We start from the raw sequence: 13371 nt of genomic DNA, 5'->3' as shown, positions 1-13371 counted from the left end.
AGTGTAAATTAAATTAACGGGTTATTATTAGCATGAAAACTTTCGTTGCTAAACCAGAAACTGTAAAACGCGACTGGTACGTTGTAGACGCTGAAGGTAAAACTCTTGGCCGTCTAGCAAGTGAAATTGCATCTCGCCTACGTGGCAAACACAAAGCTGAATACACTCCGCACACTGACACTGGTGATTACATCATCGTTGTTAACGCTGAGAAAGTTACTGTAACTGGTAACAAGGCTAAGAACAAAGTTTACTACCGTCACTCTGAGTTCCCAGGCGGCCTAAAATCAATCACTTTTGAAAAGCTGATCGATCGTAAGCCTGAAATGGCTCTTGAGCTAGCGGTTAAAGGTATGCTACCACGTGGTCCTCTAGGCCGTGCTATGTACCGTAAGCTTAAGGTTTACGCTGGCGCTGAGCACAACCATGTTGCTCAACAACCACAAGTACTAGACATCTAATCGGGGATTTCGAAAATGGCAGAGAATCAATACTACGGCACTGGCCGTCGCAAAAGCTCAGCTGCTCGTGTTTTCATCAAACCAGGCACTGGCAATATCGTAGTTAACAAGCGTGAACTAGAAGTATACTTCGGTCGCGAAACTTCTTGCATGGTAGTTCGTCAGCCTCTAGAGCTAACTGAACTAACTGAGAAGCTAGACCTATTCGTTACTGTAAAAGGTGGCGGTATTTCTGGTCAAGCAGGTGCTATCCGTCACGGTATCACTCGCGCGCTAATGGAATACGATGAGACTCTACGTCCTGCTCTACGTGCAGCTGGCTATGTTACGCGTGACGCTCGTTGCGTTGAACGTAAGAAAGTTGGTCTACGTAAAGCACGTCGTCGTCCACAGTTCTCTAAGCGTTAATTTTCTCCTTACCGAGAAGATTATGCTTTCCAACTATATGTTGGAATGTGGATTCAAAAAGCTCAGCTTCGGCTGGGCTTTTTTGTTTTTATACGTCCAATAACCCTACTAAATTCAGAAACTCTGATCTTCACTCTCTCCTTTTCCCTCCTTTTGTGAACTAGCAAGCGAATTCCCGCTATAGATGTTACGAAAAGGTAGCTTTATCTTGTCAAAAAGTAGGGTTTTCTTTATCATTTGCTATCAAATAAATACAACTAAAATTCGTATTTTGTTAGCCATGCTCTACTGGTCGGAATCGATGTCTGAGCAGACTCAAGTAGCCAAAAATAATTAGTACTATTGGCTCGTTCAATTTGAAGGAAAATAGCCCAAGGAATGGTTCCCCAATGGGTTATTCCATCTAAAAGAGCAACTTGGATTCGCTCAGTATTGACCCAAAGGAGCAAATGGGAGAAATGTTGGATGAGCAATGCGCCTTTAAATAACGGTCGCAGGCGTTTCCTTACTGCGACAACTGCGGTTGTCGGTGGTTTGGGAGCAGCTGCAGTCGCCGTTCCTTTTATTAAATCTTGGAACCCAAGTGCCAAAGCTAAAGCCGCTGGTGCCCCTGTTGAAGTGGACGTCAGCAAGCTTGAAGAAGGTCAAATGGTTCGTGTTGAATGGCAGGGTAAGCCGGTATGGGTTGTGCGCCGCGCACAGTCTGTTTTGGACAACCTAAATAACCTAGCCGCTCAATTGCGTGACCCAGACTCAGGGGAAGAACAGCAACCAGAGTATGCACAAAACGTGTACCGCTCCATTAAACCGGAGTACTTTGTCGCTGTTGGTTTCTGTACCCACCTAGGTTGTTCGCCTACCTATCTTGCTGATTCCTTTAGTGAACAAGTTCAGGGTGTGAAATCGGGTTTCTTCTGCCCATGTCATGGCTCTAAGTTTGATATGGCTGGTCGTGTTTTCCAGAACGTACCAGCACCACTCAACCTAGTCATTCCTAAACACATGTACTTGAGTGATACCAGAATCCTTATTGGTGTTGATGAGGGGGATGCATAATGCAAGCGTTACTTGATTGGGTAGAAAAACGTCTACCTGCGATGAATGCTTATAAAAAGCATCTATCCGAATACCCAATGCCAAAAAACTTTAACTTTTGGTACCTGTTTGGTTCACTAGCGATGCTAGTGTTGGTCAACCAAATCCTAACCGGCATTTGGCTGACAATGAACTACGTACCTTCTGGTGAAGGTGCATTTGCCTCTGTTGAATACATCATGCGTGATGTGGAATACGGGTGGCTACTCCGCTATATGCACTCAACGGGTGCCTCGGCCTTTTTCGTTGTTGTCTACCTACATATGTTCCGTGGTCTTATCTATGGTTCTTATCAGAAGCCGCGTGAGCTGCTTTGGGTGTTCGGCATGCTGATCTTCCTTGTGTTGATGGCAGAAGCATTCATGGGTTACCTACTGCCTTGGGGACAAATGTCTTACTGGGGTGCACAGGTAATCATCTCGCTATTTGGTGCGATTCCAGTTATCGGTGATGACCTAACGCTTTGGATCCGTGGTGACTACATCATCTCTGGTGCAACGCTAAACCGCTTCTTCGCACTGCACGTGATTGCGCTACCAATCGTGCTACTACTGCTGATTGTGCTGCACGTACTCGCTCTACACGAAGTGGGTTCAAACAACCCAGATGGTATTGAGACTAAGCTTCCGAAAGGCAGCATGGGCGATGACTACAAGACGCAGTTCAAGTTCCACGACTACTACAGCAAGAAATACGACATCATCGATTCGATTCCTTTCCACCCTTACGGTACGGTAAAAGATCTCGTTGGTGTAGCTGGCTTCTTCTTCCTGTTCTGTTATGTGTTGTTCTTTAACCCAGAGATGGGCGGTTATTTCCTTGAGCCACCTAACTTTGAAGCTGCGAACCCGCTGAAGACACCTGAGCACATTGCTCCAGTATGGTACTTCACTCCGTTCTACGCGATTTTGCGTGCGGTACCAGACAAGCTACTTGGTGTTGTTGCAATGGGACTATCGATTGTATTCCTGTTCCTACTTCCTTGGTTCGACCGTTGTAAAGTTCGCTCTTATCGCTACAGAAGTAAGATTCACCTAATCAACATCATCCAGTTCACCATTAGCTTTATTGCTTTGGGTATTCTTGGTGCGCTACCAGCGACGCCAACGTACACGCTACTGGCTCAGATCTTCAGTTTAGGTTACTTCATGTTCTTCGTTCTGCTGTTCTTCTACAGTAAGAATGAAAACACCAAGCCATTGCCAGAGAGGGTGACATTCAAATGAAAAAGTGGATTGTAGTACTTTTCGCATTGCTGCCATCTCTAGCACTAGCCGCTGGTGGTAATGTAAATCTTGATAAAGCAAACAATGATTTGACGGATAAAGCGTCGCTTCAAAACGGTGCTAAGCTGTTTATGAACTACTGCTTTGCGTGTCACTCGACGCAGTATCAGCGCTATGAGCGTGTAGCAACTGACTTGGGTATCCCTGTTGATCTAGCTAAAGAAAACCTAGTTTTCGATCCAGAAGCAAAGATCGGTGACCTGATGGTTAACGCAATGCCTCAGAAACAAGCAGCAGCTTGGTTTGGTGCTGCGCCACCAGATCTTACTTTGGTTGCTCGTGTTCGTGGTGTGGACTGGTTATATACTTATCTACGTACGTTCTACGCCGATCCAAGTCGTCCGTTTGGTGTGAACAACACCACATTCCCAAATGTTGGTATGCCGCATGTTCTTGAAGAGCTACAAGGTATCCCAACGCCGATCTTCGAAACGAAAGTGGTTGATGGTGAAGAAGTTCAGGTGATTGTTGGTACTGAAACTGATGGTCGTGGTGAACTCAGTTCAAGCGAATATGACGATGCGGTACGTGACCTAGTTAACTTCCTTGAGTACTCAGGTGACCCTGTGAAACTCGAGCGTCATGCACTAGGTTGGTGGGTGATGGCGTTCCTAGTCATCTTCACTATCGTTGTAGTGCTGCTCAAGAAAGAGTATTGGCGTGATGTTCACTAATTGTGCTATAATAGCGCGTTAATTCCAATTTGTTCACAATGGAGGCCTTGCCTCCATTGTTTTTTGTAAGTATCCCGGAGGGCTCCATGGCTGTAGCTGCCAATAAACGTTCTGTGATGACTCTTTTTTCCAGTGCTACTGATTTATATAGCCACCAGGTTCGAATCGTTCTTGCGGAAAAAGGGGTTAGTGTTGAAGTCGAGTTAGTGGATGACGTGAACATCCCAGCTGAGCTTGCTGAGCTAAACCCATACAAGACTGTTCCAACTTTGGTCGATCGTGAGCTAGCCCTTTACGACTCAAAGATCATCATGGAATACCTAGATGAGCGTTTCCCTCATCCACCACTAATGCCAGTATATCCGGTAGCTCGTGGTAACAGCCGCTTAATGATTTATCGCATTGAGCGTAACTGGTACTCGCTTGCAGAGAAGGTAATGAAAGGTTCTGCAGAAGAATCAGAAGCGGCACGTAACAAACTTCGTAACGACCTACTGACTCTCGCGCCTATTTTTGCTGAGTACGAGTACTTCATGAGCGAAGAGTTCAGCCTAATTGATTGCTACCTAGCTCCACTATTATGGCGTTTGCCAGAGATGGGCATCGAGCTTGTTGGTCCTGGCTCAAAAGAAATCAAAGTGTATATGAACCGTGTATTTGAACGTGATTCATTCCTAGCTTCTCTAACAGAAGCTGAGCGTGAGATGCGTTTGGTTCGCTAGTCCTTATAGGTTTCTCTCGAGACGATGGATATTGAAAAAATGACACCTCGCCGACCATATATGCTTCGTGCATTTTATGATTGGCTAGTTGAGAATGATTTAACCCCGCATATTGTTGTTGATGCAAATATGCCGGGTGTGCGAGTTCCTTTGGAATTCGTGCAAGATGGTCAGATCATTCTTAATATTGCTCCAAGAGCGGTCGGCCAGCTTGAGTTGGGTAATGAAGCGATTACGTTTCATGCTCGATTTGGTGGTAAGCCGCACTCTGTGATTGCTCCTTTGTATTCGGTACAAGCGATTTATGCTCGTGAAAACGGTGCAGGCACTATGTTCGAACCTGAAGATGCGTATCTTTCTATTGAGGAAGAAGACATCTCAGAGCCAGAAGTGGTGACCGGTTTGTCCGTGGCCGCAGAAACTGAGCAGCCAGAGCTAAGCAGTGAAGAGCCTAACGGAGATGATGAACCGCCTAAACCAAAAGGGCGACCAAGTCTTCGTGTAGTCAAATAGCAAAAAGCCGCATTGATATGCGGCTTTTTTGTACCTCTAACACCTTACCTTTTTCTCATCTTATTGCTAACAGCGACTTTCTTCTTGCTTTTGAGACGTGTAAAAAACGTGCCACTGTATTAGACTTTAGTCTAATGCTGATTAAAACTTGACCTGTTAAGTGTAATCAGTAAACTAGGCGTTCTTGGAGTAAGGTCACACTTTTGGGTTCACATTTTCTCCTTCCTCAAGAATGGAATTTACTTTTGATTGGACAGTATTCACTTGGATGTCAATGGGTTAGGTGATAGAGGTTTGTTATGTACAATCACTTTTTGGTAAGGCTCACCGTCGGCGCTTTGGTCGTACTGGGCATCAAGTTGAGCGCATTATACTTTTTGCCTATGGTGCTTCTGCTCAACACGCATCACAAAGAATTCTTTGGATGGTAAAAATCGGGGCTAGCCCCGATTTTTTGTTTAATTCATTTCGATTTCGCTGACCGTTGGTTCGATGTCTTTCATCATATCATTGAGATATTGGGTCAGTTGCTGACGAGCTCCGTCGATGTCTTTATCGAGGGTCAGCTTCATCATCTTCTCGTGCTCTTCAAGGTTAAACAGCTCTGAGAAAGCTTTAGGTGAGTGACTTAGTGAGATGCGGCGATAGCGTTTGACTTGTCTGATGATGTCATTAAAAAAGTCGAGCATGTTCTTAGAGAAGCATCCGCTGAGCAAAGAACTATAGAAAGCTTCATGACGATCTTCCCATTCCTGCCAGTTAAAATTATCCCCTTGGAACTTAAAGCGAGATAGCTTGTGGAACTCTGTTAGGATCTCTAACTCCCAACTTTCGCTGCCTTGTTGGATTGACTTCTCTAACAGTACTGACGAGACAACCTTCAAGCTTTCATACAAATCATACAGCTCTAACTTTGAAATAGGCGCTACCCAGCAACCTTTTTGTGGTTCGAGTTTGACGTATTTAATCCACGAAAGTTGAATCAGTGCTTCTCGAATAGGAGAGGCTCCTACGTTGTACTTTTCCTTAAGCTCAGCAACCACCAGTTTTTGGTTTGGCTTGAGCTCCCCCGATAGAATATCCTGACAGATCATTTTAGCGACTTTGTCTGTCAATGTTGGGCTTGACACGTTACACCTCTTAACTCAGAAAATAAAATCTGGAAACGCACGGCGGTATGCCGTGTTGTAAAGCATGTCTGATAGTACAGCGTGTTGAAAATTTGGGCAAGAAAATTATAAAAAAAAGAGGGCGTAAGCCCTCTTTTTATAGATATTTTGTATATATCTTCGGAATTATAGTACGTGAACAGACGCTGTGTTCGTTGTACCAGATGCTACTAGAGCACCAGAAACCATAACTACGATGTCGCCTTTCTTACCAAAACCAGACTCTAGAGCGTACTCTTTACCGTTTTTGTAGAACTCATCAGTGCTGTCGATTGAATCAACAAGAACTGGACGAACACCTTTAGTCAGAACTAGCTGTGCAGCTGTCTTAGAGTTAGTCGTTAGTGCAACGATGCTTGCTGTTGGGAAGTACTTACGTACAGAACGTGCAGACTTACCACCTTCAGTAGCAACGATGATTAGTGGAGCAGCTAGCTTCTCAGCTGTGTCTACTGCACCTTTACATACTGCTTCAGTGATACGTAGGCGTGGGCTGTCTAGACGAGAACCTAGTTCAGCTTTTAGTGCACCGTCAGTACGGTTCGCGATTTGAGCCATGATAGTTACCGCTTCAACAGGGTACTTACCTTTCGCTGTTTCACCAGAAAGCATTACTGCATCAGTACCGTCCATGATTGCGTTCGCAACGTCACCCGCTTCTGCACGAGTTGGACGTGGGTTTTGAATCATAGAATCAAGCATTTGAGTTGCAGTGATAACAGTCTTACGTGCACGGTTACACTTCTCGATCATCATCTTCTGAGCGAAGATTACTTCTTCAGCTGGGATCTCAACACCTAGGTCACCACGTGCAACCATGATGCCGTCAGAAAGCTCAAGGATCTCGTCGAAGTTATCTACACCTTCTTGGTTCTCAATCTTAGAGATGATGTGGATGTTCTCGCCGCCGTTTGCGTTTAGCACGTCACGGATTTCTTTAACGTCTGCCGCTTTACGGATGAAAGATGCAGCAACGAAATCAACGCCTTGCTCACAACCAAATTTAAGGTCGTTCTTATCTTTTTCAGATAGAGCTGGAAGCTGAACAGAAACGCCTGGAAGGTTAACACCTTTGTTTTCACCAAGTGCGCCGTTGTTAAGAACTTTACACTTAACTTCAGTGTCAGTTGTAGAGATAACTTCCATTTCGATTAGACCGTCGTCTACTAGGATAGTGTTACCAGCAGAAAGGTCTTTTGCGAAACCTGCGTAAGTTACAGCAACAGTGTCTTTGTTACCTACAACAGCGATGTCAGTTGTGAAAGTGAATTCTTGACCAGCTACTAGATCAACGTCGTTGCCGCCTTCTAGCTTGATAGTACGAATTTCTGGACCTTTAGTGTCTAGAAGAATTGCAAGTTGCTTACCTACGTTTGCCATTACTTCACGGAAGTTAGCAATACGAGTGCCGTGCTCTTCGTAGTCACCGTGAGAGAAGTTTAGACGCATAACGTTCATGCCAGCGTTTACAAGCTCAGTTAGCTTCTCTACTGATTCAGTTTTAGGGCCAATCGTACATACGATTTTGGTCTTTTTCATGGAAGATACTCTCCGGTAAATATTATTACAATTTGAAAGTTAGTATTAGTCTCTCTAGAAGGCTAGGGATGCCCACAAATAATTCACGTGAGCTATCAATCTTTTCTCTAGTTTCGCTTCTTCTAGAAGTGAAAGTCTTTCATCAAGTTTAGTCATTTTATGACTAAATGAGGCGCTTTCTAGGCCACTTTTTTGGCCGCTTACTAGGGTAATTCAGTAAGATTGCAAAAAAATAACCGCTAATTCTGTAATTTTTTTTCTTTTCGGGCACGAATTCTACCACCGAATTGATCGGATTTCACTGTGCATAAGTTGTTTTAGAGCAAGGTTTCGGCGCTTAAGATTTAATTTTTGGATCAAAATAAATAAACCGGATGAATCGACACCATTTGGTAACTTTTTTTCAAAATGGTTACCAATACGGTACATAATCCTGTCCATTGAAGAGGCTCATTGCTGGTGATATTGTGTACTCAGCATGGCTGTTTACTGTTCAAAAAGAGCCAGTTGGGATCGAGAGGTGCAGTAAAATATGGCTTCAAATCACATCAAATGTGTAATTTTTGATTGTGACGGTACGCTTATCGATAGCGAACGTCTATGTATACAGGCAATCGTCGAAGTACTTGAGGGTGTTGGCGTTCATGTTGATTATGTGAACGTGAAAGATCAGTTCCAAGGGGTGAAGCTTGAAAAGATTTTTGGCGAACTTATCGCTGGTAGTTCATTGCTTAGTGATGATGGCTTAACAGGACTTGTTCGGCACTATCGTCAGCGCTGTCAGGAGCTGTTCACTGAGCAGCTAACGGTCATTGATGGCGTTTATGAGGTTTTAAATGAGCTCAAAGCCAACAACATTGCGATATGCATAGCGTCAAATGCCCCTCACGAAAAGATGGCGTTCACCCTGCCGCTGACAAAACTCGACCACTATTTCGAGGGCACGGTGTACAGCGCAATAGACGCACATGCCTGGAAGCCAGATCCTAAACTTCTGCACTTTGTCATGGACAAAATGCAAGTGAGAGCAGAAGAGTGTCTATTTATTGACGACTCTCTTGTCGGTGTTCAAGCAGGCATAGGCGCACAAGTAACCACCTTGTATTTCTCACATGCAGAGCCTCATAAAAAGATTGAAATCGATAGCCCTTACCTACACTACATTTCCGATATAAGACAATTGCTATCCTTTGTTCAATGATTTTCAAAGCATAGGTCAGTTGTGCTTGTCTGGGCGATTGGCAGATTGGTTGAGTAACTGATTAGCGGCGAGTAATTTGCTACGCATGCTGACAACAGATGCATCCAGTATGTCGATAGCCCATAGCGGTAACTTATCTGAGATGGAATAAAACGCCCATTGTCCTCGGCGTCGATCACTAACCACCCCACAGTTTCTAAGCACGCCAAGCGCTCTGGAGATCTTTGGCTGAGATTCTTGCAGCGCGTCGCACAACTCACCCACGCTGAGTTCCACTTCGGTAAATATCATTAAGGTGATGAGAAGCCTTGTTTGGTCGCTCAGACACTTATGAATCACCAGTGGGTCAAAATCTAAATCATTGCTGTCACTGTGCACGGCCACAAACAGTTCGATTCGCTTGTACAGGTCATATAAAGAGGCGTCAAAAGAAGTCTCTGATAAAGAGGTGGGGGAGGGAAGATCCCAAAACAGGCTCTCTTGGCTGTTTTCAAATACCCCGCATTCCTTATGCGCCGAGGAACATAGCGTGATGACATAATCAAAATGCTGTCCGTCGAACTCTTCTACCGACTTTGAGCGCAGACCCCCGCTATCAAAACCAGACTCTTTGAGTGTTGTTAGCGTTCTATTGTCGACATGACTTGGATTGCTACCAGCGCTAAATGCTTGGTATTGATCCGCATAATCTCTGTTGACGATCGCCTCTGCGAGCTGCGAGCGTGCCGAGTTTCCTCTGCAAACAAAGAGTATTTTTTTTGTCATGGTGTCCTCATCAAATCGGCTTGTACTAGCGCACACAATATTATGAAAGCTTATCGGTGCGAATGAAAGCATTGTATACCTCTGTTGTCCCTCAATCGTTTTAACCTGTATCGGCTACATTCTGTAAGAATCTTTTATGACAGTATAAAAAGATCCTTGACTCGCTCGTGATATTTTTTAATATATACGCATATCCATATATGAGTATTTAAAGATGCTTCCACATGAGTTTTTTAAATTGATGTCTGATGAAACCCGTATTCGAACCCTACTTTGGGTATCGGCCAACGGCTCTGTCTGTGTCAACGATCTGGTGGAGGCATTGGGAGAGAGCCAACCTAAGGTATCGAGGCACCTTGCTATGCTACGACAAGCTGGTGTGCTCAAGGATACGAGGCAAGGGCAGCATGTCTTTTACAGCTTAGCTGAAGGATTGCCGGGTTGGCTTTATCGAACATTGAAAGGGCTTGAGCAATCGAACTGTTTGCAAAGCGCTTATCAACTAAACTTTAACGAGCTTGCGTCATCATCAAACGATGCCTAGGGCTTGACGGTACAACCGAATATTTTACGTAATTAAGAGATTAAGTTATGGCGATTAAAGTAGGTATTAACGGATTTGGTCGAATTGGCCGTTTGGCGCTTCGCGCAGCATTTGATTGGGACGAGCTAGAGTTCGTATTGATCAATGACGTTGCAGGTGATGCAACCACACTAGGTCACTTATTGGAGTTCGATTCAGTGCAAGGCACATGGCACCACGGCGTAACCGTGGAAGGTGATGAGCTTGTGGTGAACGGCAAGCGTATTAAGACGACTCAAGAGCGTGATATCGACGCGATTGATTGGTCTGGTTGCGACGTTGTGATTGAAGCAACAGGTGTGCACCGTAAAACCAAATTCCTAAACAAATACCTCGACCAAGGCGTTAAACGTGTTGTGGTATCCGCGCCAGTGAAAGAAGAAGGCATTGCCAACATCGTTGTCGGTGTGAACGATGAAATCTTTGATGCAGCAGCTCACCGAATCGTGACAGCGGCGTCTTGTACTACAAACTGTATCGCTCCAGTGGTGAAAGTGATCCACGAGAAACTCGGTATTGAACAGTCGTCGTTCACGACTATCCACGATCTAACGAATACCCAGACTATCCTTGATGCGCCGCACAAAGATCTGCGCCGTGCTCGTGCATGTGGTATGAGCCTTATCCCAACTACGACGGGCAGCGCAACAGCGATTGTTGAGATTTTCCCTGAGCTAAAAGACAAGATCAATGGTCACGCGGTTCGTGTACCTCTAGCAAATGCGTCACTAACGGATATCATTTTTGACGTGAAGCGTGATACAACGGCTGAAGAAGTCAACGCGCTACTGAAAGAGGCATCACAAGGCGAGCTAAAAGGTATTCTTGGTTTTGAAGAGCGTCCACTTGTGTCTATCGATTATCGTGGCGACCAACGCTCAACTATCGTCGATGCGCAATCGACTATGGTGGTCGGTACTCGCATGGTGAAAATCTACGCGTGGTATGACAATGAAATGGGCTATGCAACACGCACAGCTGAATTGGTTCGTAAAGTCGGTCTAGCGGGGTAATGATGATGCATCCAACATGGGAATTAAACGTAGATAACGCAGCGTTAGTGCTAACGCCTTGTCCAGGTACCAAAGAGGCGTCGTTAGACGACTCATTAGCGCAACTTAAAGAGCAAGGTGTCACGGTTATCGTGACTGCTCTGGATAATCACGAGATGGCAGAAGCAGGCGTGGCTGAGCTTGGAGAAAAAGCACAGGCGCTAGGCATCAAGTGGTTCCAAACGGCAATTGAAGATGACCGAGCGCCTGGCGCTGAGTTTGCTGCTAACTGGAAAGCGATCTCTCCAGAGCTTCATCAAGCAATTGAAGCGGGCGAGAAAATTGTGATGCACTGCATGGGCGGCTCTGGTCGTACTGGCCTTCTTGCTGCAAACCTTTTGCTTGAGAAAGGTTGGGAACTTGAGACCATTCGCCGTGAAGTTCAGGCGCTACGCCCGGGCGCTTTCACAAAGCAGCCGCAAATTGACTACGTAGAGAAGCTTGCTGCGACTTTCTAACCCGAGTCTCCTTAGCGAGTAAAATCAGCGAGTAAAGCCCTCTGATGAGGGCTTCTATTCCTGAACCCTTATCCCTGTTATTAGGCAGAATAATTATGTTGTCTAACCTTAGCAAAAGCGTTCGCCAGTATATGCTGGTGACCTTTAACTACTGGAATTTCACCATTACCGATGGTGCCTTGAGAATGCTGGTGGTGCTTTACTTCCACGATCTCGGCTACAGTTCACTCGCCATTGCCTCACTGTTTCTTTTCTATGAGTTCTTTGGTGTGGTTACCAACCTTATTGGTGGATGGTTAGGGGCGCGTTTAGGCCTTAACCGAACCATGAACGTTGGTCTCGGGATGCAGATCTTTGCATTGTTAATGCTGGCCGTCCCGAGTGCTTGGTTAACCATCCCGTGGGTGATGGCGGCACAAGCGCTATCAGGTATTGCTAAGGATCTGAACAAGATGAGTGCCAAAAGTGCCATCAAGACCTTGGTTCCTGATGAGCAGCAAGGGGCGCTTTACAAATGGGTAGCCATTCTGACAGGTTCTAAGAATGCACTGAAAGGCGCAGGCTTCTTTATCGGTGGCTTATTGCTGTCTGTCCTGGGTTTCCAGTATGCCGTTGCAGCCATGGCGGCGGTACTGACACTGGTGTTTATTGGTAGCGTTATCAGCTTAGAAAGTGATATGGGTAAGGCAAAAGCTAAGCCTAAGTTTAAGCAGATCTTCTCTAAGTCAGAAAGTATCAATATCTTATCCGCTGCGCGTATGTTCCTGTTTGGCGCACGTGATGTTTGGTTCGTAGTTGCCTTACCAATTTATCTTGGTTCTGTCTTTGGTTGGGATCATACCTTGGTAGGGGGATTTCTTGCGCTATGGGTCATCGCTTATGGCTTTGTCCAAGGTGTTGCACCAAAGGTTACCGGCAAGGCGCAGGGCAGAGTGCCAGATGGCAGTGCTGCCATGTGGTGGGCGTTAGCATTAGCCGTGGTGACAGGAATTATTGCATATTGTGTTCAGATGCAGTGGTATCCGCAAGTGGTTATTGTTGTGGGGCTATTGATTTTTGGCGCTATCTTTGCGGTCAACTCATCCTTACACAGCTATTTGATTGTGAGTTATGCAAAAGGCGATGGCGTGTCGATGGACGTTGGCTTCTACTACACGGCTAACGCGATGGGTCGTTTAATTGGCACCGTGTTGTCTGGTTGGGTGTTCCAAATGGCGGGTTTAGCGGCTTGCATGTGGGTGTCGTTTGCCTTCTTGGTACTGACGACTATTATCTCCATTAGCTTGCCAGGCGCGCCTAAAGCGGTTGCAGGATAACGGAATTGAATCAAAAAAAAAGAGTTAATCGTTAAAAGACGATTGACTCTTTTTCGTTTCAGGCGTATGTTAATCGTCAAAAGACGATAGGGGATACACAGTGACCAGTTGTAGTGTTGAAAATCCAGA

Annotated in this window: 15 protein-coding genes; 12 read left to right on the top strand and 3 right to left on the bottom strand. The window is 45.3% G+C overall.

Annotated elements, in window-relative coordinates; all coding sequences use genetic code 11:
- The first annotated feature begins 32 nt into the window (after positions 1 to 32).
- The 7 genes from rplM (at position 33) to sspB (ending at position 5159) form a co-directional block, all read left to right on the top strand.
- A complete protein-coding gene (gene rplM / locus L4C42_RS12060; RefSeq protein WP_234494550.1) occupies positions 33 to 461 on the top strand; it encodes a 50S ribosomal protein L13 in 429 nt (142 codons plus the stop codon).
- A gap of 15 nt (positions 462 to 476) precedes the next feature.
- Positions 477 to 869, top strand: coding sequence for a 30S ribosomal protein S9 (rpsI, locus tag L4C42_RS12055; protein ID WP_042501109.1), 393 nt, complete (start codon positions 477 to 479; stop codon positions 867 to 869).
- Between the two features lie 465 nt (positions 870 to 1334).
- Positions 1335 to 1925 (top strand): ubiquinol-cytochrome c reductase iron-sulfur subunit, encoded by a 591-nt coding sequence (gene petA, locus L4C42_RS12050; RefSeq protein WP_042501112.1) that lies wholly within the window; start codon positions 1335 to 1337, stop codon positions 1923 to 1925.
- Entirely contained in the window at positions 1925 to 3190 is a 1266-nt protein-coding gene (locus L4C42_RS12045) for a cytochrome b (protein ID WP_353497798.1), read from the top strand. The genes petA and L4C42_RS12045 overlap by 1 nt, the downstream gene beginning before the upstream one ends.
- Positions 3187 to 3924, top strand: a complete 738-nt coding sequence (locus tag L4C42_RS12040; protein WP_353497799.1) for a cytochrome c1 — start codon at positions 3187 to 3189, stop codon at positions 3922 to 3924. The genes L4C42_RS12045 and L4C42_RS12040 overlap by 4 nt, the downstream gene beginning before the upstream one ends.
- An 86-nt stretch (positions 3925 to 4010) precedes the next feature.
- The gene (gene sspA / locus L4C42_RS12035; protein ID WP_338163482.1) at positions 4011 to 4646 is read left to right on the top strand and encodes a stringent starvation protein SspA; all 636 of its coding nucleotides are present in this window, start codon (positions 4011 to 4013) and stop codon (positions 4644 to 4646) included.
- Between the two features lie 24 nt (positions 4647 to 4670).
- A complete protein-coding gene (gene sspB / locus L4C42_RS12030; protein ID WP_353497800.1) occupies positions 4671 to 5159 on the top strand; it encodes a ClpXP protease specificity-enhancing factor in 489 nt (162 codons plus the stop codon).
- A gap of 458 nt (positions 5160 to 5617) precedes the next feature.
- On the opposite strand, the gene L4C42_RS12025 is transcribed toward sspB, so the two are convergent.
- Both L4C42_RS12025 and pykF read right to left on the bottom strand, forming a co-directional pair.
- The gene (locus tag L4C42_RS12025) at positions 5618 to 6289 is read right to left on the bottom strand and encodes a GntR family transcriptional regulator (RefSeq protein ID WP_353497801.1); all 672 of its coding nucleotides are present in this window, start codon (positions 6287 to 6289) and stop codon (positions 5618 to 5620) included.
- 165 nt (positions 6290 to 6454) lie between these two features.
- The gene (pykF, locus tag L4C42_RS12020; protein ID WP_353497802.1) at positions 6455 to 7867 is read right to left on the bottom strand and encodes a pyruvate kinase PykF; all 1413 of its coding nucleotides are present in this window, start codon (positions 7865 to 7867) and stop codon (positions 6455 to 6457) included.
- A 532-nt stretch (positions 7868 to 8399) separates the two neighbouring features.
- Between pykF and L4C42_RS12015 the strand changes: the two genes are divergently transcribed.
- Positions 8400 to 9068 carry an HAD-IA family hydrolase gene (locus L4C42_RS12015; protein ID WP_353497803.1) on the top strand — a complete coding sequence of 223 codons (669 nt, stop codon included), beginning with the start codon at positions 8400 to 8402 and terminating at the stop codon, positions 9066 to 9068.
- Positions 9069 to 9083: 15 nt separating this feature from the next.
- Here the strand turns inward: L4C42_RS12015 and L4C42_RS12010 are convergent, their stop codons facing one another.
- Complete coding sequence (locus L4C42_RS12010; RefSeq protein ID WP_353497804.1) at positions 9084 to 9833, bottom strand: metalloregulator ArsR/SmtB family transcription factor; 750 nt, start codon at positions 9831 to 9833, stop codon at positions 9084 to 9086.
- A gap of 214 nt (positions 9834 to 10047) precedes the next feature.
- On the opposite strand from L4C42_RS12010, the gene L4C42_RS12005 reads away from it, so the two are divergent.
- The 4 genes from L4C42_RS12005 to arsJ all read left to right on the top strand — a co-directional run bounded on the left by L4C42_RS12005 (position 10048) and on the right by arsJ (position 13242).
- Entirely contained in the window at positions 10048 to 10377 is a 330-nt protein-coding gene (locus L4C42_RS12005; protein WP_112459474.1) for a metalloregulator ArsR/SmtB family transcription factor, read from the top strand.
- Between the two features lie 47 nt (positions 10378 to 10424).
- A complete protein-coding gene (locus tag L4C42_RS12000) occupies positions 10425 to 11429 on the top strand; it encodes an ArsJ-associated glyceraldehyde-3-phosphate dehydrogenase (protein ID WP_353497805.1) in 1005 nt (334 codons plus the stop codon).
- Positions 11430 to 11431: 2 nt separating this feature from the next.
- Positions 11432 to 11926 (top strand): cyclin-dependent kinase inhibitor 3 family protein, encoded by a 495-nt coding sequence (locus L4C42_RS11995; protein ID WP_353498654.1) that lies wholly within the window; start codon positions 11432 to 11434, stop codon positions 11924 to 11926.
- Between the two features lie 95 nt (positions 11927 to 12021).
- On the top strand, positions 12022 to 13242 hold the full coding sequence (arsJ, locus tag L4C42_RS11990) for an organoarsenical effux MFS transporter ArsJ (protein WP_353497806.1): 1221 nt from the start codon (positions 12022 to 12024) through the stop codon (positions 13240 to 13242).
- Positions 13243 to 13371 lie beyond the last annotated feature (129 nt).

The sequence above is a fragment of the Vibrio wakamikoensis genome, assembly GCF_050337275.1.
Classification (GTDB): domain Bacteria; phylum Pseudomonadota; class Gammaproteobacteria; order Enterobacterales; family Vibrionaceae; genus Vibrio; species Vibrio chaetopteri.
Note: the sequence above shows the minus strand (reverse complement) of the source record. Positions and strands in the feature narration are given on the sequence as shown.

Bases quoted from the DNA above. Each gene is read 5' to 3' on its own strand.
- rplM (WP_234494550.1), top strand. From the start codon at position 33: ATGAAAACTTTCGTTGCTAAACCAGAAACTGTAAAACGCGACTGGTAC.
- rpsI (WP_042501109.1), top strand. From the start codon at position 477: ATGGCAGAGAATCAATACTACGGCACTGGCCGTCGCAAAAGCTCAGCT.
- petA (WP_042501112.1), top strand. From the start codon at position 1,335: ATGAGCAATGCGCCTTTAAATAACGGTCGCAGGCGTTTCCTTACTGCG.
- L4C42_RS12045 (WP_353497798.1), top strand. From the start codon at position 1,925: ATGCAAGCGTTACTTGATTGGGTAGAAAAACGTCTACCTGCGATGAAT.
- L4C42_RS12040 (WP_353497799.1), top strand. From the start codon at position 3,187: ATGAAAAAGTGGATTGTAGTACTTTTCGCATTGCTGCCATCTCTAGCA.
- sspA (WP_338163482.1), top strand. From the start codon at position 4,011: ATGGCTGTAGCTGCCAATAAACGTTCTGTGATGACTCTTTTTTCCAGT.
- sspB (WP_353497800.1), top strand. From the start codon at position 4,671: ATGGATATTGAAAAAATGACACCTCGCCGACCATATATGCTTCGTGCA.
- pykF (WP_353497802.1), bottom strand. From the start codon at position 7,867: ATGAAAAAGACCAAAATCGTATGTACGATTGGCCCTAAAACTGAATCA.
- L4C42_RS12015 (WP_353497803.1), top strand. From the start codon at position 8,400: ATGGCTTCAAATCACATCAAATGTGTAATTTTTGATTGTGACGGTACG.
- L4C42_RS12010 (WP_353497804.1), bottom strand. From the start codon at position 9,833: ATGACAAAAAAAATACTCTTTGTTTGCAGAGGAAACTCGGCACGCTCG.
- L4C42_RS12005 (WP_112459474.1), top strand. From the start codon at position 10,048: ATGCTTCCACATGAGTTTTTTAAATTGATGTCTGATGAAACCCGTATT.
- L4C42_RS12000 (WP_353497805.1), top strand. From the start codon at position 10,425: ATGGCGATTAAAGTAGGTATTAACGGATTTGGTCGAATTGGCCGTTTG.
- L4C42_RS11995 (WP_353498654.1), top strand. From the start codon at position 11,432: ATGATGCATCCAACATGGGAATTAAACGTAGATAACGCAGCGTTAGTG.
- arsJ (WP_353497806.1), top strand. From the start codon at position 12,022: ATGTTGTCTAACCTTAGCAAAAGCGTTCGCCAGTATATGCTGGTGACC.